The sequence below is a fragment of the Paenibacillus chondroitinus NBRC 15376 genome (assembly GCF_004000765.1).
Lineage (GTDB): Bacteria > Bacillota > Bacilli > Paenibacillales > NBRC-103111 > Paenibacillus_E > Paenibacillus_E chondroitinus.
The window spans coordinates 88,286-107,231 of record NZ_BILW01000003.1; the positions used below are offsets into that span (position 1 = coordinate 88,286).

The following is an 18,946-nucleotide window of genomic DNA, read 5'->3' on the forward strand; positions in this document are numbered from 1 at the left end:
CCCTACTCCATCTCCTACTCACTATATATCCGACTTCACCCTACCCTGCCATCAACATATTCAATCAACTCGCAAGAATCCGGCTAAAGTATTATTTAAGGGAACATGAAGCCTCTATTGGCAGTAAATCTAGCCGATGCGTCTCTTCGGGGAACTACAGGCTCTTATTCAGGCACCAAGTCATGGTTTTCAGTAAAAATGGAGAAATAGGGGATCATAGTTCCCTCTGCCTATTGAAAATGTGCTTTTCTAATGAATTAGCGGACCACAGTTCCCTGAAAAACCATTAAATAGGCTTGGGAACCAACAATTCAGGCAATTCCTTAATCAATTAGCACTTTTAACCCGAATCTCCGTCGTACGATCCTTAGCATCCGATTCCAGTTTTACAACATAGGTGCCCGCTTGGGTCGCCTTGAAAGGAATGGGTCCCGTCAGTTTCTCGTCGACGAACACTTCTTTACCGTCTGGTCCGAATATCGTCAGTATTTTTTTTACAACTACGGTATTGTCTAGTTCAGGTGTCGTGTAAGTTGGAGGAATCAGTGAACCCTCGATATAATTCTTGTCAATCATTACTGGTTTCATTTGTTCGCTGACTTCAATGGTATAATCTTTCCCTTCCTCCAAGGCAAGTTGATAGAAAACCCCCGCAATCGAATTCCCCTTATATCCGGTCTTCCATTCACTTCTTCCCCATCCGATTGCATACGCATTATCTATGGAGTTGCCATCCATTACCTGAAAAGATACGGCCGTACTCACCGGTGTTGTCAGCTTTACCACACACTCACAGTTAATTGTATAAGGATCTCCATTCCGAGTAGTAATCGAAAAATCCATATTAATCGCTGCGGGCTCTGGATTAAGCTTTACTAATTTACCGTGGATGTAGATGTAGCTGTCACCATAATGCGGAGCAGATTTCGATAAACTCACCTGCAATAGTTGATAACTAATCGCCCCTTTAGCTTGAACCATTATCGGATTGTCATGACTCGCCACGGCTTTAAAATAAAGGTCTTCTTCTATTGGGAAAAGTTGATCAAAGCGCCCTGCCTTCAGGATAATAGGATGATCCGAATCCAGACCAACCTCAGCGATCTTGAGCGTAATCGTCCCCTTCTGCTGTTCCGTTCGTATCTTTGCATAAACGATGCCATCAGCCTCTGCCGTTACTTGCATGGAACTGACGTTCCCTTGATTTACGATCTTTCCTTCTGCATTTGTCAGCTCCATGTTAAAAGAGGACTGATTTTCACCATGCGCCTCTAATTCATACGTCTTATGCTTTTTCAGTTCCGCTTGGATATAAAGCGGCTGACCGGCATTAACGTTAACTGTAACTTCTTTCTTTTGAGTTGGGTCAAGAATCAGTGCTGGCTCTTTCATCGCGCCATTAGGATTAGTCGATACAGTTCCAGGTTTTCCCGATTTCCCTTGCTCCTTAACATGTAGGGAAAGGCTAAGCAATGCCGCTGCCTCCCCGCGGGTTAAAGGTGCCTGTGTATCTTCCAACATGGACTGCAAATTTGCAGGAAGGATGTCATGCCGGACGAAAGCCACTGCCCCACCTGCCCAATCCTGCTCATTTTGCTGCACAACCCCCGGATAAAGCCTGCTTAGCATAACGGCCGCTTCCTGTTTTCTCACATACTGCTTTGGCGAGAAGTTCTCTTCGCTTGTTCCTTGAATAATCCCTGCTTTGTAAGCGGTTAAAATGTAAGGAACTGACCAGGCCTCATGGCAGTCCTGAAACGGCATGCCACCGTCTACGGCTGGCAAACCAAACACCATAACGACTAGTTTCGCGAATTGTTCTCTGGTGAGTGGTGAATCCGGGGAAAATTGACCGTCCGCTGTTCCTTCCACCAACTTCTTCGCTGACAACTCTTCGATGTAATTTTTATACAGATAACCATCCGGCACATCCTGATATTTGCCTGTCTCCGCTAGCACCGAATTTCCAAACACGAGTCCCGAACAAATAACCATTCCTAACATCCCAATAAGCTTTTGCCTTAGTATCATGTCTCTATCTCCTTATTTATTACCGTATGTATTGGAAAAATCCGGTACAACACTGCAAATTATACCACACTATTTTGGGGGATTCCGTTATTTTTTCATGAAAAACCCACAAAAAAATAGGCTCTCTCGAAGTAGATTCGTCTACTTGGAAATAGCCCTTGCTTCCTTTATCCTATTCATCTACTAAGGAGTAATCATCCTCAGCAGTACGTCAACTTTCGGAAGCTGGTAGCCTCCAATTTTCTGCACATTCAGCACCATCAGACCGGAGAGGACTGATAAGTATGACGAAATCATTTCGTCCAAATCTCGCTCCGCAACCTCACCGGCTTCCTGTCCTTCTCGGAATAAGGCCCGCAGCTGCTTAACGTAGTTATCCATGGAATAACGCTCAATTAACTCCACGACTTTCTCTGGCACTCCGTCTGAGGTTCTCGCTTGATGTATAAGTAGAAAATAGTCCGTCCCGCTCTCATCCATCATGTCTTGCGTTAACACTCTTATTTTATCAATCGGCGATCCCGGCAGCTTGTAAACATTTTGCATAGCTTCATCCGATGCAATCATGGCCTTTTCAACAAGTGTTGTGAAAAGCTCTTCCTTCGACGTAAAGTAATGATAAAGCAGCCCATGGCTAATCTCGGCCTCAGCGGCAATCATGCTCATTTTCGTCCCAATAATCCCCCGTCTTGCAAAAACCTTAAGCGCAGCGCTCATAATTTGCTCTCTGCGTTCATCACGAATCTGAAGCTGTTGCTGTTCATTTAATGGAGACAAGAAATTCTTCACTCCTAACTTGGAATCAATTTGATCAATACTTCTTCTAATGACAGCTCGTCTTCTCTTAACAGATCGGCAAGTAATTGCTTCCCTTCCTCCGAAGACTCAAGAACCGACTTGACCATCTGTGGCTGAAACAACTCATGCAGAGGCAAAAATAATGAATTAACACCCCAGTACAAACCGAATAGTTTGAAATTATGATTCGCCGTACCCTCTCTCAAGATCAAATTCATATATCGGCTGCCAAAAGCAATTCCCTTAAGCGGTTCTGAGCCAGCCTCGTATTCGACGCCATCCCACTGCATATCCGCTGCACAATTTAACCACCAAGCAGGTGTAATCGCTTTTTCTTGAAAAGCGCGTAGAACCCTCTGCTCGAAATGTGGCTCAGAACGATTTTGTCGCTCCTGCAGCATGGTGTCCAGCAAATCCGCTTCTATGGCAGCAACCGTCATCCCTTGACCAAAAATAGGGTCATAAATGCAGTATGCATCGCCTAATACTAACAATCTGTCCGGCCATTTGTCCATTTGGTCATAGTGGTGACGGTACAGTTCAGGAACGCGAAAACCCTTAGGCGGGGTGATTGGTTCAAGCTCACTCAGGATTTCCCCAATCAGGGGGCTTGGAAGCTTAGCGACCTCCCGTTCGAAATCTTCCGGATTCGTTGGTGGATAATGCCCGCCTGGACGATACAGCAGCATTTCAGCCACTTCATTCTCAATAAAGGAAAATACTCCCGTGAACGTTCCCTGTGCGGGTTGGCCCATGATGTTAATTACATCCCATTTCTCGATCAGATGCTTCATATGAGCAGGAACATGATAACGGCGTGTACTGTAACCGATAGCTGCTTTCATTCGATCAGGGGAAGGCACGTCATAACCAAATTCCTTCAGCCATTGCGTCAATTTGGAGGCGCGTCCACTCGCATCCACAACAAGATCTGCCATGTAATCATGCTTCATGCCTGTTTCCCGCTGACGGACATGAATGCCCGTAACCGCCGTATGATTCCGGCTCGTATGCAGCCCAATAACATCATGTTCCTCTAACAGTTGTACATTGGGAATCTTCCTTACACCGCTACGTATCACCCGCTCCAACACGGCACGGCTGAACTTCCTATCATTCCGTTGGTAAGGTGCTTCCACGGTTCCATATTGATTCATCATATGAACGGTCTTATGAAGTGAGCTTGGTGAACCAAGCGCCACCAGGTCTTCTTCATAGCCAGGAAAAAGCTGCTCTGTAATCATTTTACCACGCTGTGTGAACCTGTGGGGATGAAAACCATGCGGAGCGCCATTCCGATCTGCGGGATGCTGCGGAAATTCGTCCTTATCGATAAGCAATACTTCTTCATAATACGATGAAAGGACTCTTGCCGCCATTAGACCTGCCATACTGCCACCGATTACGATCGCCTTGCCTGCTTTTTGAACAAAATTCATATCGTTCACCTCTGTATAATATTTGATTGACTCAATCAGTCAATGTTAGAATAAACCAGTATTTTCCTGAAGTCAATAAGATTTTTGCCTACATAAATTCTTCGAAGTGTTGGAAACATCCCATGGTATTCAGCATGCTGATCCTCATCTCCGCATACAACTAGGTTTAGAACAGGTAAATGTGGAGGTGTATGTATGCGTAAAAAGCCGAACTTCCTCCTAATCATTGTCGATGAGGAGCGGTATCCTCCAATCTACGAAAGCCCGGAAATTGGCGCTTGGCGGCTCACGAATCTCCCTGCACACGAACGACTGCGAGCGAATAGCATAGAGCTCCACCGCCATTATATCGGCAGCGCAGCCTGCTCTCCGAGCCGGACTACGATGTTTACCGGACATTATCCATCTCTCCATGGTGTCTCGCAGACGAACGGTATCGCGAAGAGTGCTTTCGATCCCGATATGTTTTGGCTGCCGCCAAATACAGTGCCTACAATGGGCAACTACTTTCGCGAAGCAGGCTACCAAACCTATTACAAAGGGAAATGGCATATTTCCTATGAAGATATTTTGGTACCAGGAACGCATATGGATGTGCCAAGTTATGACCCAGCAACCGGTGTACCGGATCCAAAGCGGGAACAGCTCTATTTGTCCGCCGATCCGCTAAACGCCTTCGGCTTCTCCTCATGGATAGGACCTGAACCACATGGTCGCAATCCCCATAATTCCGCATCATCGTCAGCTGCAGGCATGAGCGGCAGGGATGTCGTGTATAGCGCAGAGACTGTTAAGTTAATTGAGGCGCTGGACCATCAAAAAAGTGCCGACCCTGACGCCAAGCCGTGGCTTATCGTCGCTTCCTTCGTAAATCCGCATGATATTACACTTTATGGGACGTTAACCGCCAATCTGCCAAACATGTTCCATTTCCATGTTGATCCAATGCCTGAAGTCCCTCCTCCGCCAACGATTCATGAATCGTTACATACGAAGCCAGGTTGTCAAGCCAGCTACAGAGATACCTATCCGAAAGCTTTGCAGCCAATTATCAATGAGCCCTTTTATCGAAAGCTGTATTATCAATTGCAAAAAAATGCCGACCATCAAATCATGAAAGTGTTAGATGCCCTAGGCCGTTCTTCTTTCGACGAGGATACGATCATTATTTTCACTTCGGATCACGGTGAACTGCTAGGCGCCCACGGCCATCTGCGACAGAAAATGTACTGCGCCTATGAAGAAGTTCTGCATGTACCTTTTCTCATTCACAATAAGCGCCTTTTCCCGCAGAAACAAAGTTTTTCAGAGCTGACTTCCCATCTTGACCTGCTGCCTACCATGCTTGGTCTAGCGGAGGCAGATATACCTGCCATTGAAAACAGGCTGAAAAGCAGCTTCAGTGAAGTTCATCCCTTCGTTGGTCATAATTTAACACCATATTTGCTCCATCGCCCGGAGTTCAAGGGAATCGCTTATGCGAAGGAACCGATTTATTTCATGACGGATGACGATATCACTCGAGGCCAGCAACAATTTAATCCTTTAGGGCGTACTTACAATTCTGTCATTCAACCAAACCACATTGAGACCGTTATCGTCGATCTGCCTGGGCAGCAAGGACGACCGAATCAAACATGGAAGTTTACTAGATATTTCGATAATGAACAGTTCTGGAGTGATCCCGGTGTACGCGATGTGGCAATTCAGCTATTTGGCGAATGGTGTGCAGATTCGAATCAAACTACAAGTCAAGTTACATGCAAAACCGTTCCGGTCCCTGAGGAATATGAGTTGTACAACTTAACTGAGGATCCACTCGAAACTCGTAATCTCGCTCATCCAGCTTGGTCCAATTCACAAACGGAATATGTTCAGTCTTATATGGTTCATTTATTGGAGGAGCAACGAGGTCGCAAACGTTTGAAACCAGAACCATTTAACCCATAAGGAGACCTTCTAGCACCATCCAATTTTGTATAAATATATAGCTTGCGGAGTGATTACTTTGAGGAAAAAGGAGGTCTTCCAACATGCCTGGTTCCCATCTTCAAACCCGTTTTATTATTCAGTCTGATCCTATGGAGCAAGAGTTTCTTTACCGTTTACCCGACACTTGGTGGAGCAGGTCCTATGAGTACGCGTGGTGCGCATCCTTTATCGAAGATACCGACATTTCGTTGGATGCGGCTTGCGGGATCCCCCACCCTTTTAAATTTGTCCTCGGTCGGAGGTGTAAGCAAGCCTATGCTTGCGATTGGGATGCGCGGGTGCTTTCAAGCCAAAGCTTACTTGAGTCCATTCGTTCGGATATTAATGAAGAGGCGGCAGAGTTTGTCCGAAAGGGAGACTATACGGAAACCATTCTAAGTCAAGCAAGCCTTACTCAACTTCCTTATGCGAATGACTTTTTTGATAAAATCTTCTGTATTTCGGTGCTCGAACATTTAAATCCGAATGATATGCTTCTGAGCATGAAAGAATTCAGTAGAACCTTAAAGGACGATGGACTGTTGATCCTCACACTCGACTATCCGACTGTTGACTTAAACATGTTTCAATCTTTTGTTCACAATTCCGGTCTGGACTTCCTCTCCGAAACAAATTTCACTCTTCCTCCTGATGCTCTCCACACCGATTTATGGGGTGGATTGTATTGTTTCCGTGCCGTCCTGAAGAAGAGAACACCAGCTTGAGTAGGAATCGGGACGAGTTTTAACCGCGGATTCTTCCAAGCGGATCTCGTTGTTTGCCTGGATGTGCTCTATCATATAACCGATGAGGAAGATTTTGGTTCAACGTTAGATGATGTGTTTCAAAGTTCCAGCCGGTGGGGCGTCTTGTATACGAAGATCACGACAGGACTAGAGCCCCAAGAGGTTCCTACGATCCTTGAGCGGGATATTTGGGCGTATTTATCTAAGCATTCTGATTTTAAAATGACGGAAATCATTCAGCAGCGCTATCCCAAGCTGTCTTCTTCCCATTTCATCATTCTGGAGCGAGTTTCTTGTTAAGGATACACAAATCTTACCCCCAAAACTCAATAAAAAAACAAAGGGGGAAACCGAGACCCCTTTGTTTTTTATGTACTAAGTGCTTGATATCGAATTTTCAGGTTTTTCCATCACATAAGGTACACCCTCAGCCCAACCAACCTCTACTTTGGAAAGATACCACGTTTTGCCTCTATCATTATTTCCTTGAAAGAAAAGATAGGTGCGGCCATCGTCATCCGCGAAGAAAAAAGGATGACCGGATTCACTTTCATTCCAACTTCCCGGCTTTCCACTTGGGAGGAGCGGCTCCTGGAACATTCTTTCCCACCGAATGCCGTCTTCGCTGATCGCGCAGCCTATCTGTTGAGGCTCGTTATTATAGGCTCCCGCATAAAACATATACAGCTTTCCATCCCGCTTATGCATGGCAGCAGCCTCAATTCACTTGCCTTCCCAATCCAGCTCTGGCTTTAAAATAGATTCCGTGCACCTTTGTGTCCAGGTGGATCGGCTGTAATCGGAATCCACTGGAGCCGTCGCAACGCCTTGCATCCGAATTTCGCCCTCCGGATCGCGAGTCGCGAAGTATAGCCATAACTGATCCTCATGCACGAGGACATTCAGCATCAATAGCCCGGCAGTAATGTACGTCAAAAACAAAATACCGAGAAGCATAAGTTACACAAACTCCTACCTATTACACTATTTCACCATGTAAACCTGCTGGCTCGGAAGCTCCAGACCATTTAATTGACCTCCGTAAACGGCGCCGCCATCAATGCCAATAATGCGATTCACACCAAAGTAGACATTAAAGTTCTCAGTATCACCATGCAACGTATCTGTAGAAGTGTGCCCGAAGACCACAATTTTTTTATCGGAATAACCGGTATGAAATTCATCGCGAATCCACATCAAGGTATGCGGGTCCGTTTCGGAAATCGGAGTTCCGGGCTGAACACCGGCATGGACAAAGATATAGTCATCCGTTTCTATATAGTGTTCCAGATTCGCTATGAAAGCCAGGTGTTGCGATAAAATCTCCGATTGCAGCGTTGGTTTGATGAACGTCTCTGCATTTTCATCGACTGCGAAATCAGCTTCCGTAAACCCGTAGCTTCTGAGCGTCATATCACCGCCGTTAATTTGCGCCCAACGTTTCCAAGCACGTTCTTCTTCTGTCGTTAATGCTTTAATCATTAAGTCTTCGTGGTTACCCTTGAGTACGAGCGCTCTCGCTTCTTTTAAAGCGATCACCTTTTCAATGACTCCTCGGGCGTTCGGTCCACGATCCACATAATCGCCAAGCAGAATCAGTTGATCTTCTTCCGGACGATAACGCGCAGCTTCCAGTAAACGCTCGAATTTCTCAAGCTCTCCGTGAATATCGCTAATGACAAGCATTCTTTTCATCTCGTTATCCTCCTGATGTCTGGTTTCAATTTTACTAGTATAAAATGAAAAGCTCTTATCTGCAATTACGGAATCTAGGCGCCTTAAGCCCTTAGAAAAGGTTGATTCCGCCTACTATTTTAGTTGAAATCGCTTACAATCCCTTGGTACATCTTACTATAATTTCTATGTAAGCTTGTAACTAACATCAGAAAGGGGCGGATAGGATCGTATATTTGGATTGATTTGGATCGTGTACCAAGAACGAATTGTCTAAGGTCAAGGTTATCCAATCGTATTGAAATTATGGGATAAGAAGGTGTGCGTGAATGAAGCGGCTTTTATCATTATTGTCTTTCGTCCTCATTAGCTTAACTTTAATCCCGGTTACCCATGCGGCGCATGACACCGTCACTGGGAACCGAACTTCAATGGTACAACAATCAGAGAAATTTAAAGATTTAAGCGATTTACCGCAGGATATCCTAGACAAATTTGACGTTTTGATTCAAGATCATGTGTTTGATGGCGTCTCGGACCATTCGTTTGGATTAAACGAGAAAATGAATCGGGCTCAGTTTGCCAAGGTTGCTGCGATGATCTTTGCACTGCCGATTCCTCCAAAGGTACACAATCGTCGTTTGCCGATGTGCATGCGGATGATCCAGCTAATGGCTATGCCCTTCCCTATATTGAAGCCTTAAAAACAGCCGGACTGACGAACGGAGCCGACGAGAGTGGCAAGCTGTACAACCCGGCGGGTCAAGTAACCCGTCAAGAGCTGGCTGCATTCTTGGTCCGTGGGTTGAAATGGCAGGAATCCGGGGTCACACCCACGACGGACAATACTGTAGACGAATGGGCAAAAGGTTATGTCACGTTGGCGATTCAAAATAAGCTCATGACGAACATCGCCGTCGGAAGCTTCGGAGGCAGCGCCTCCTCTACGCGGAAGACGCTTGCGCTTGCCAGCTTTGAAGCGAGACATGCCTTCCAAACGCATGCGGTACCTACCCCAGGCAGTTCAACCACTACGGAGAGCTTACCTCCTGGCATTACGGTGCTGCCAACCAAGATTGAGTTGGATGAAACCGCTCAACTTAGTGTTGGGGATCAGTATTATGACGCCAATGGAAAAATCTCAACAACGGGCCAACCGCCGGTGATCGGCCTGAAAGTGACTGGACCAAACAATTACGAGTTTACGCTGAGCCAGATCGAAACGCTATACAGCGGCGGTTATTTGGATATCTCCGCTTCAGGCGGGCTTGTGCTCGATAACCCGGTGATCGGTCAAAGTTATGCCGGACTAGGTAAAATTGTCGTTAAGGAAGTTACGTCTGAAGGAGAAGCTTCTATCACAGCCAGCCTTACTCACATTGGTGATGCAACCGCGAGTAAATCTTATAAGATTTCACCGATGCGCACTCCCTCCAGCATTGAGGTCAATACCAAAGATATGGTTGTACTCGCAGAAAATGAGCAGCCTCAAGGGTTTGTTTTTACCATAAAAGACCAATTTGGAAAAGTATTTAATGCGGCATCCGCGCTAGATCGTACTCCGTACATGATCGAATATAAGCTCGAACGGGTTTCCGGTGAACCTAGTTTGCAAAGTGCCGGGGGCATTTTTGATACTCCTTGGGGCGAGGTGAGCTCCGATTCCACCGACTCGGACAACCACATCCTGACTTGGCAGCTACCTGTAGACAAAAGCGGTGATTTGAACAAATTTATGTTCAAACCAACCCAGAAAGCAGTAAGTCCAGAAGGCTCACATTACACAATTACAGCAAGTGTGATTAATAAAAATACCGCTGAGTCGATCACCTCGGCAGCTTCTACTTTAGCGATTTACAACTGGAAGGATTACGATCCTAACATGAAGTACGAGCTGGATATGCTGGATGATCATTTTGCTGCAGGTAAATATTTGTTCGAGCGGAATTTAATCGGCAATGCGAATGATGTTGCAGCTATGAATTCGAAATTTGCTTATTACGGCAAAGAAATCAACATCATCGCAACGGACGACAAGAACAGAAGAATCGATATTACGAAGGTGCTCAAAGACGATAAAGGCAAGCCGATATCGATCATTCAACAAGTCTCAGCCGATGCAGACGATTCTATCCTGGCCGCCCCAAGCGTGAATACATCAGGCATTCCCGTGTATAAAGCTTATGGGATCCAGCCGACGGAATTGTTTAACGTCAACGTAACGTTTTACACCCCAGGCGGATCCAAAACACTGACGAAACAACAAGTGACCGTCGATTTTGCAGAGCCTGTAGCCAAAGCGGTAGCATTGAAAAATACGACGCTTCAATTCAACTTAAATACCGTATATACCATCTTCAAGGCGGACGGAAAATCGGAACAAATCAAAGGCTCTGACTATCTTGAGAGTAACCCATACGTGTGGGAGTTTTTAAAATTTAGCGACAATAATGGTCAGAGTGTGAAAACCGAAAGCGGCTTCTTTAAATATTTTATCCAGGCAACGGATCAATTCGGGTACAAATATCAGAATACCAGTGATGGTCAACTCGCGGATTTCATCCATAACCTCGATATCCTGAAAGTTCAAATTACCATTGATACGGATAACAAATATCCGCCGAAATGGAACGTAAAAGACGAGGCATTGAAGGATAAAATCTGGATTGACGACCACTTCCGGCTTCATTATGAGCCTGCTGCTCGGAATGCCGGTGGCTCATTTGACTATTCAAAGAAAAATTTGCAAAGCTTCAGCATCGAGCTCATTACCCCTTCCATGCAGCGCTCATGGTGCACCGTTACATTAAGTAACTAAGGTATACCTGCGTAAAAAATCTTTAGGCTGAATCTCACCACTAAGCCCTTCAGTAGCGCTGAATTCGCAGCACGCTGCGGTTTATCACTCCGCGAAGGGAACTCCAGGGCTCTTATTTCTTGGAAATGCGCCCTTTAAAGCGCGGAGGGGAACTGGGGGCTCTTATTTCTTCATATTTGGCTTTAAACCAGCCAAATGTAAAGAAATAAGACCTTGCAGTTCCCCTACATCCGCCAACTCCTAGCTATGCGCCGAAATAGCGGACTCTAGTTCCCTTCCTCTCCCTGAATGCAAGCCTCTTGCTCCACTCGCCTGTCTTCCTCAGATAAAAAGAAACGACAGCCTCAACACAGGCCGCCGTTTCTTCTCTTTCAACGATAGATTGGAGCCCCCAAGGGTGCCGATCGCGCTCCCCCGTCAACGGTAATTTCCGCGCCCTGCACGAATGAGGAGTCATCGGAAGCGAGAAACAGTAAAGCGTTGGCTATCTCCTCCGGATCCCCCATTCGGTTCAGCGGAATGGTACGCGCTTGAGCACCCTCAAGCTTCGCGGTTTCTTCCGGCGTCGATTTCTTCCAGATCGGCGTGCGCGTCGCCCCTGGCACCACCGTGTTCACGCGAATCCCCCGCGGCGACAACTCGGTGACCAACACTCTTGCCATGCTGCTGATAGCCCCCTTACTCGCCGCATAGGCAGCTCTTCCCGGTGCGCCGTCCGTTGCGCGTGTGGAGCCGGTCAAGATAACCGACGCCCCTTCCTTCAAATACGGCAAAGCGCATTGTACCGTGAAGAAGGAGCCTGTCACGTTAATTTTGAGAACTTCTTCAAAGACGGAAAATTCTGTGCCGCCTAATGGCGTTGCCGATGAAATGCCCGCATTCGCATATACGATGTCTAGTCCACCGAAAGCGGCGACAGCTTGAGATAACGCTTTATCCATGCTTGCCGGATCCGTTGCATCCGCTTGAAAGGCCAGGATATTCGGGCCAAGCTGTTCAGCCACTTCATTTAAGGTATTTTGATTACGGCCCGTAATCACGACCTTTGCACCTTCAGCGATGAACAGTTTTGTGGTTGTCAATCCTATCCCGCTATTACCTCCTGTAATTAATGCCACTTTGCCATCCAGTTTTCCCATTTCTCGGCTCCTTTGCATACTCCTTTGATCCGGTATGTAAATCGAATCGTAACACTACTGCAGAATTTAATATTGTGTAAAATTCCCCAATTCATTCATTGGACGATCTATCGATGTCATCAATCGTATTCACGAATACAAGCATGATCCGTGTTGATTTGGCATATAACGTACGACAGTGAGCGCAATACAACGTGGTGGAAGCGTAATTACATGGCATTATGTATTACTTTTGAGGAGCGTTTGTATGACAAAACCATGGTTTTATCGACTTTTGTTCTCGTATTTGCCTGTATTTTTTATGATCACCTCCGTCCTTATTGTGCTTATTATTCTATCCATCAGCCACTTGTCCAAAAGAGAAGCTGAAAATGCAAATCAAACCTATGCTTTACATATCATGCAGTCCGTGGATTATACCTTGAAAACGATCGATGAGTATGTCATCAAGGAGCTGCAGACTAATCAACGGATCGACCAGTTCTTTGACAACAAATTGGAGGGAAATCCCTATTACTCCGCCTACGAAGTTACAGAATTAATTCGGGGGATGATGAATTACAACAAGTTCATTGATTCCGTTTATTTTTACCGGGCTTATGATCAAATGGTGATTAGCCCCAACACGATGATAACGGCAGATCGTTTTGGAGATAAATCGTTTATCGATGAGATGATGAAAAGCCCTTCGCAATATGAACTGACAAATCAGCGGCAATATAAAGAATTTACAGAGATGGATCAACGCAAGGTCGTTATTTCGCTAGTACGAAAGTTCCCTCTTTTATCCGGGCAGAAAGGCATTATTGTAGTCAACATCAGTATGGACGCTATTGTAGGAATGATTCGTGATATGTCCAATACAAAAATCAGTTTCATTCAAGTCTATGATCCCGCAGGCAACCAGCTGTTGGCTTCCGAAAATGGGCATGCAATTACAGGGTCTGAATTGACCCGCATCCATTCCAACTATACGAACTGGGAATACCGCAGTGGACTTAATGATCAATATTTGTATACCTTCACTTCTGTTTTCTCCTATGTCTGGATTGGATTGGGACTGGTTATGATTGTACTTGGCGGTGTCTGGATGACCTATGTGACCCATCGTAATTACAGGCCCATTCAATTAATAATGTCGCGTATCCATGCCATCTCGGACCTGCAATCGATGAGTATCGAAGGTAAGAAAAAAGATGAATTCCAGTATATTGATCGAGCCATCAGCAACCTCATGGAAATATCCAGCCGTTATGAGAAGCAGCATGAGGAAGATATCGTATTCAGGCGGAGGCATTTTTTCAAAGAGTGGTTGGAAGGCAGCCGGACGGTCGAATATGATGACTGGAAAGTCGAGATGAATCGCCTGCACTTGCCTACCGGCTTCGGTCGGCTTACTGCGGCAGTTATTGAAATGGATAAATATATGGAAATATGCCGAATGTTTTCTGAAAAAGATCAGGAACTGCTCAAATTTGTCCTAAGCCGGGTCGTTTATGAAACAGCTGAATCGTTTGGTCTCACCGTTTGGGCGGAGTGGATGGCTACACACAGGTTAAGTGTTGTGATATTTACAGATGAGGATGTTAAAAACAGTGAGAAACAGACAGCCAATTTATGTGAAAACATTCGCTCCTGGGTCGAACAGCATCTGCATTTCCGCATTACACTCGGTGTCGGGCATGTGGTAGGACAAGTACAGGAACTGGTTCATTCCTATGAGGCAGCCACCCACGTGCTCCGCTTTAAATCTACATTAGGAACGAATCGAGTGCTATATCACTGGGAAGCCGAGGCATCCACGGAGAAAGAAATGTATAAACATCTGCCTTTGATCAAATCGCTGGCTCAATCGTTTCGTTTGGGGGACGAGGGTTGGAAGGCGGCGTTGGAACAATTTTTCACCGACTTAAAGGTCGGGTTATTATCCTACGATGAGATTCGCAACCTCATGAATTACTTCGCTTATCATTTACATCGGGAGATGATCGAGCTCTCAGCTGATCTGCAGGAGTCCATACAAATTGCACTTCCTCAGCTCCATGATGCCACTCAACAATTCGATACAATTGAAGAACTATATGCCAGTTGTTTTCATTTGTTAGACCAAGCCTCTCAGCGGATGGCCGATATTCGTGAAGTTAAGAGCAATCATGCCGTCATGCGCCAAATTCGCACCTATGTGGAGACACATTATGCAGATCCAGAGTTGTCACTTTCCTCGCTAAGTGAGCAATTTCAGCTGCATGCCTCACAGATCAGCCGTGCCTTCAAAGAGGAATTTGGCGAGAAGTTCGTTGATTATCTTGTAAAAATCCGAATGGAACAAGCGCAGCATTTGCTCCAAAGCAGTCGCCATTCCGTGCAGGAGATCGGAGTTCAAGTCGGATACACGCATGCCATTTCATTTATTCGCGCTTTCAAGAAATTTACGGGCGTTACGCCTGGCGATTATCGGAAGTAAGCTTTGCAAGGCCATTTTATCAAGAAATGTCTATCGTTAATTGTTGTTTATTCACCTTTGCACCAATTCACGAAAGCCTTGTATAGCAAGGGATTCAAAAGAGTTTACTCCCTAATTCATGTATATTGAGGATGGTGGCGCTTCTAGAGTACATTGATTCCATCGACGGCAAGGTAGCATGGGATGGTTCAATAAATACTCGAAAGGAGGTGCCGCAACATGCCGCATACACCGCTGGACAATACGCAAACAGTCCCCATGATGACAGCTCACAGATCTGCCCGCCATAAGGCCAAGTTGCTGCAGCCCCGTCGACGTCTCAAACAAAATATGCCTTTATTAATGATGTTTGTCCCGGTCATTGCTTATTTTATTATTTTTCGGTATTTTCCAATTTTAGGTAACCTCATTGCGTTCAAAAACTATAACTTGATGGAAGGCATCTGGGGAAGCCCATGGGTTGGCCTCAAACATTTCAAGACACTTTTCACCCAACCCCAGACCTTGACGATCATCCGTAATACGGTCACTTTGAGCTTATTAAGTATTATCGCCGGGTTCCCTTTCCCAATTATTATTGCCATCCTACTGAATGAAGTTCGTGCCTTGCGTTTCAAAAAGGTTGTGCAGACACTGATCTATATCCCTCACTTCTTTTCATGGGTTATTGTCGGAGGGATTGTCGTTACGATATTCTCCCAGCAATCCGGTATCATTAACAAGCTGCTGGAGCTATGGACCGGTCACACTACTGCTTTCTTGTATCAGGAGCATAGCTGGATAGCGATCTTTCTCGGTTCCGGGATCTGGAAGGAAGCCGGTTGGGGAGCGATCATTTACTTGGCGGCTCTTACCTCCATCGATACACATCTGTATGAAGCCGCTAGCATCGATGGAGCTTCCAAATGGAGGCAGATCTGGCACGTCACCCTGCCTGGTATTCGCAGCACGATTATTCTCATGCTGATTCTGAGTATGGGGAATGTCATGGAAGTCGGCTTTGATCACGTGTACACCCTCCAAAATGCAGCTGTTTCGGATGTCTCAAGTGTCATTAGCACCTATATCTTTATCGTAGGTGTTCAGGGTGGACAGTTCAGTTTGACTACGGCTGTCGGGTTGTTTGAATCTCTGGTCGGCTTCTTCTTCGTCGTCCTTGCGAATCAACTGGCCCGTAAATTCGATCAAGGACTGTGGTAAGAAAGGAGCCTCCCTTCATGAAACCAGCATGGGATGAGAAAATCTTTTATACATGCAACTATCTATTCCTGGGACTTGCAGCTTTAAGCTGTGTACTTCCCTTGCTTCACATCATTTCTCTGTCGCTGAGCAGCTATCAAGCAATTGTATCCGGGCATGTCTCCCTCTGGCCGCAAGGCTGGACCATGGAAGCGTATAAAGCTTTATATACGGGCACGAATATGGTAAAAGCTTTCCGCAACAGCATCGTGATTACCGTTGTAGGCGTAGTGCTCAGCATGTGGTTTACGATCATGGCGGCTTATCCGTTAGCCAAGAAATATTTCTACGCGCGCCGTTTTTTTACACTGGCTATTGTATTTACCATGCTGTTCGGGACGCCATTAATTCCTCTTTTTCTGATTGTGAAAAGTCTTGGCTTACTGGATACTTACGGCGCCATCTGGATGCCCGGACTGATCAGTGCATTTAATATGCTCGTGCTTCGGACCTTCTTCATGAACGTGCCTGAGGAGCTTGAAGAAGCAGCGCGTATGGATGGTTGCGGTGAATGGCGGCTTCTCACGCGGATCATTCTCCCTCTATCCCTCCCTGTTTTGGCAACGTTGACTTTATTTTATGGCGTCGGATACTGGAATTCCTTCTTACATGTCCTCATGTTTATCAATGACAGCACTCGGATGAACTTGGCGGTTATGATTCAACAAATGGTTGCCAGTCAATCCATACTTCAAGAGCTTAACTCCGTAAGACCGGATGACCTGCAGCAAATGACACCGGAATCCATCAAAGCGGCCGGCGTAATCGTACTCATCGTGCCTATGCTCATCGTCTATCCATTCTTGCAGAAGTATTTTGTCAAAGGGGTTATGATCGGCGCCATTAAAGGATAAGTCGGAAGACCTTGAAATCGAATTATCTAAGGGGGTATTTCCATGTTCATGGTACCAAAGGGTCATCGGAAAGCCATACTAGCCACACTCGTCTGTGCCGCCGTCTTGGCAGGCTGTTCCACGCCCAAAGTTGACGATCCAAGAGCATCATCAAGTCCGAATGCGACCCCGGGAGCTGAATCTGCGCAAAGAGGAGCGATTAACGTTTCCGTGTATGATCGGGGGAATATCCCTCCGGAGGAAGGCAACTGGGATAAAAATCGTTGGGTGGATTGGATCAACAAGAACGGTCCCGTCGATGTGAAATATACACCAGTCCCCCGCTGGGAGTCGTTCCCGAAATTTAATGCCTTGTTCGCTTCAGGAAGCGCGCCGGATTTGATTCTGGAGTATGATGCCAATTACAGGAACAGCTGGTATTCGCAGAAACTGTTGATGCCGATCGATGAGATGGTTGACAAATACAGCACAACCTACAAACAAATTCTTGAGAAGTATCCGCTCCTGCGCAAAATTGGAACCAAGGAAGACGGTAAACTGTATGAAATTGGACGCTTGAATGTCGTGGCTCCGCATCATCGTCTTTTAATTCGTGAGGATTGGCTAGAGAAACTGAATCTGCAAGTCCCAACGACGACGGAAGAATTATATAACGTGGCCAATGCCTTCGTGAACCAAGATCCAGACGGTAATGGTAAAAAGGATACGTTCGGTATCAACCTGAGTGGTGTCGGCTTCTCCGTGATCAGCCATATCTTCGGGCGTTCGATTGACTGGGCTGAACAAAACGGTGCTTTCGTTCATGACTGGGATCGTCTTCAAGCGTCCGTCGAATTCCAGAAACGTTTGTTTGACAACGGTTTAGTGGATAAGGACTTTCTTACCGATAAGAACGGACAAAAGGCAATCCAAGATTTTATGAATGGAAAATTGGGGATTTTTGCGATCGACAGTGCCTGGTTTACCATCTCAAACTATGAAACGTTGAAGAAAAACAACCCCACGGCAAAGGTCATTCCCATGGCCTTACCAAAAAGCCAGTTCGGCCAGTTCAGCCCAATTATCAGCACACCTGTGCAAATGGTCGGTGTCGTCAACGCCAAAGCTAAAGATCCGAAAGCGATTATGCAGTATATCGACTGGATGGTAGATCCCGAGCACGCCAGCTTGCTGAAAAATGGCATCGAGGGTACACACTCACAAAAAGGCTCGAATGGCTGTTTGCAGCCTATCGACACGGAGAAAAATAAGAAAGAACTTTACACCGATGATTTGAACATGATGCGATCCGATCTGCTGCTCGGCAAATGCGCGGAAGTGTATCTCGTGAATCTTCGACCGGAAGTGCCTACGCAAAAAGAGCTGCTCGATATCAATCTCAAATCCAAAGAAATTTATATCAATAAAGATCGTCCGGTTCCTTCGCTCGGTAACGACTTCCTGCCGGTTTTGCCGGATGACCTGCAAGCGATTGTCAAAAGCACAAGCAAGTCCAACAATATCGACAAAGGTGACATTTGGCTGAAAGCTTTGGTTGGCGGCTCCGGTTACACCGCACAGCAAGCTGTGAAAGATGCCAAAGATGTCTGGGAAAAGGCCGGCGGCAAGCAAGTCGATGATTATTATGCCAAATGGTACGAGAACAACAAAACGAAAATATTTAGTATTGATGATTTATACAAATTCGCTGAACAATCTCAGAATGAATTGAAATAGAACGAAGGAGTAGCGGTGCTCCTAGGTTTGCAGAGTCGGAGCACCGCCTATACATGA

At 45.9% G+C, this 18,946-nt stretch carries 16 protein-coding genes; 9 read left to right on the forward strand and 7 right to left on the reverse strand.

What is annotated here, in order from left to right; all coding sequences use genetic code 11:
• Positions 1 to 327 precede the first annotated feature (327 nt).
• From PCH02S_RS05030 to PCH02S_RS05040, 3 genes are all read right to left on the reverse strand, one after another.
• Positions 328 to 2,031, reverse strand: coding sequence for an S-layer homology domain-containing protein (locus tag PCH02S_RS05030; protein ID WP_127450694.1), 1,704 nt, complete (start codon positions 2,029 to 2,031; stop codon positions 328 to 330).
• A 183-nt stretch (positions 2,032 to 2,214) separates the two neighbouring features.
• Positions 2,215 to 2,808, reverse strand: a complete 594-nt coding sequence (locus PCH02S_RS05035; RefSeq protein WP_127450696.1) for a TetR/AcrR family transcriptional regulator — start codon at positions 2,806 to 2,808, stop codon at positions 2,215 to 2,217.
• 14 nt (positions 2,809 to 2,822) lie between these two features.
• Positions 2,823 to 4,268 carry an NAD(P)/FAD-dependent oxidoreductase gene (locus tag PCH02S_RS05040; RefSeq protein ID WP_127450698.1) on the reverse strand — a complete coding sequence of 482 codons (1,446 nt, stop codon included), beginning with the start codon at positions 4,266 to 4,268 and terminating at the stop codon, positions 2,823 to 2,825.
• 195 nt (positions 4,269 to 4,463) lie between these two features.
• Between PCH02S_RS05040 and PCH02S_RS05045 the strand changes: the two genes are divergently transcribed.
• The 3 genes from PCH02S_RS05045 (at position 4,464) to PCH02S_RS35585 (ending at position 7,285) form a co-directional block, all read left to right on the forward strand.
• Positions 4,464 to 6,218 (forward strand): sulfatase-like hydrolase/transferase, encoded by a 1,755-nt coding sequence (locus PCH02S_RS05045; RefSeq protein ID WP_127450699.1) that lies wholly within the window; start codon positions 4,464 to 4,466, stop codon positions 6,216 to 6,218.
• Positions 6,219 to 6,301: 83 nt separating this feature from the next.
• Positions 6,302 to 6,964, forward strand: a complete 663-nt coding sequence (locus tag PCH02S_RS05050) for a class I SAM-dependent methyltransferase (RefSeq protein ID WP_127450701.1) — start codon at positions 6,302 to 6,304, stop codon at positions 6,962 to 6,964.
• Positions 6,965 to 7,108: 144 nt separating this feature from the next.
• The gene (locus PCH02S_RS35585; protein ID WP_164819449.1) at positions 7,109 to 7,285 is read left to right on the forward strand and encodes a hypothetical protein; all 177 of its coding nucleotides are present in this window, start codon (positions 7,109 to 7,111) and stop codon (positions 7,283 to 7,285) included.
• Between the two features lie 75 nt (positions 7,286 to 7,360).
• Here PCH02S_RS35585 and PCH02S_RS36105 read toward each other — a convergent pair whose 3' ends face one another.
• The 3 genes from PCH02S_RS36105 to PCH02S_RS05060 are packed head-to-tail and all read right to left on the reverse strand — an operon-like array spanning position 7,361 to position 8,680.
• Positions 7,361 to 7,693: a glycoside hydrolase family protein gene (locus PCH02S_RS36105; protein ID WP_174806731.1), complete on the reverse strand. Its 333-nt coding sequence runs from the start codon at positions 7,691 to 7,693 to the stop codon at positions 7,361 to 7,363.
• Between the two features lie 15 nt (positions 7,694 to 7,708).
• Positions 7,709 to 7,942 (reverse strand): hypothetical protein, encoded by a 234-nt coding sequence (locus PCH02S_RS36110; protein ID WP_174806732.1) that lies wholly within the window; start codon positions 7,940 to 7,942, stop codon positions 7,709 to 7,711.
• Positions 7,943 to 7,969: 27 nt separating this feature from the next.
• Positions 7,970 to 8,680, reverse strand: a complete 711-nt coding sequence (locus PCH02S_RS05060; RefSeq protein WP_127450703.1) for a metallophosphoesterase family protein — start codon at positions 8,678 to 8,680, stop codon at positions 7,970 to 7,972.
• A 308-nt stretch (positions 8,681 to 8,988) separates the two neighbouring features.
• On the opposite strand from PCH02S_RS05060, the gene PCH02S_RS36320 reads away from it, so the two are divergent.
• Together PCH02S_RS36320 and PCH02S_RS05065 are read left to right on the forward strand one after the other, a co-directional pair.
• On the forward strand, positions 8,989 to 9,363 hold the full coding sequence (locus PCH02S_RS36320) for a hypothetical protein (protein WP_246068952.1): 375 nt from the start codon (positions 8,989 to 8,991) through the stop codon (positions 9,361 to 9,363).
• A complete protein-coding gene (locus PCH02S_RS05065; RefSeq protein WP_246068953.1) occupies positions 9,309 to 11,477 on the forward strand; it encodes an S-layer homology domain-containing protein in 2,169 nt (722 codons plus the stop codon). Before PCH02S_RS36320 ends, PCH02S_RS05065 begins: the two co-directional genes overlap by 55 nt.
• 371 nt (positions 11,478 to 11,848) lie before the next feature.
• Here the strand turns inward: PCH02S_RS05065 and PCH02S_RS05070 are convergent, their stop codons facing one another.
• Entirely contained in the window at positions 11,849 to 12,616 is a 768-nt protein-coding gene (locus PCH02S_RS05070) for an SDR family NAD(P)-dependent oxidoreductase (protein WP_127450705.1), read from the reverse strand.
• Positions 12,617 to 12,863: 247 nt separating this feature from the next.
• Between PCH02S_RS05070 and PCH02S_RS05075 the strand changes: the two genes are divergently transcribed.
• The 4 genes from PCH02S_RS05075 (at position 12,864) to PCH02S_RS05090 (ending at position 18,889) form a co-directional block, all read left to right on the forward strand.
• Complete coding sequence (locus tag PCH02S_RS05075) at positions 12,864 to 15,080, forward strand: helix-turn-helix domain-containing protein (RefSeq protein WP_127450707.1); 2,217 nt, start codon at positions 12,864 to 12,866, stop codon at positions 15,078 to 15,080.
• A 261-nt stretch (positions 15,081 to 15,341) separates the two neighbouring features.
• Positions 15,342 to 16,280 carry an ABC transporter permease gene (locus tag PCH02S_RS05080; RefSeq protein WP_127451128.1) on the forward strand — a complete coding sequence of 313 codons (939 nt, stop codon included), beginning with the start codon at positions 15,342 to 15,344 and terminating at the stop codon, positions 16,278 to 16,280.
• Positions 16,281 to 16,297: 17 nt separating this feature from the next.
• Positions 16,298 to 17,173 (forward strand): carbohydrate ABC transporter permease, encoded by an 876-nt coding sequence (locus PCH02S_RS05085; protein WP_127450708.1) that lies wholly within the window; start codon positions 16,298 to 16,300, stop codon positions 17,171 to 17,173.
• A gap of 42 nt (positions 17,174 to 17,215) precedes the next feature.
• Positions 17,216 to 18,889 (forward strand): extracellular solute-binding protein, encoded by a 1,674-nt coding sequence (locus tag PCH02S_RS05090; RefSeq protein ID WP_127450710.1) that lies wholly within the window; start codon positions 17,216 to 17,218, stop codon positions 18,887 to 18,889.
• Positions 18,890 to 18,946 lie beyond the last annotated feature (57 nt).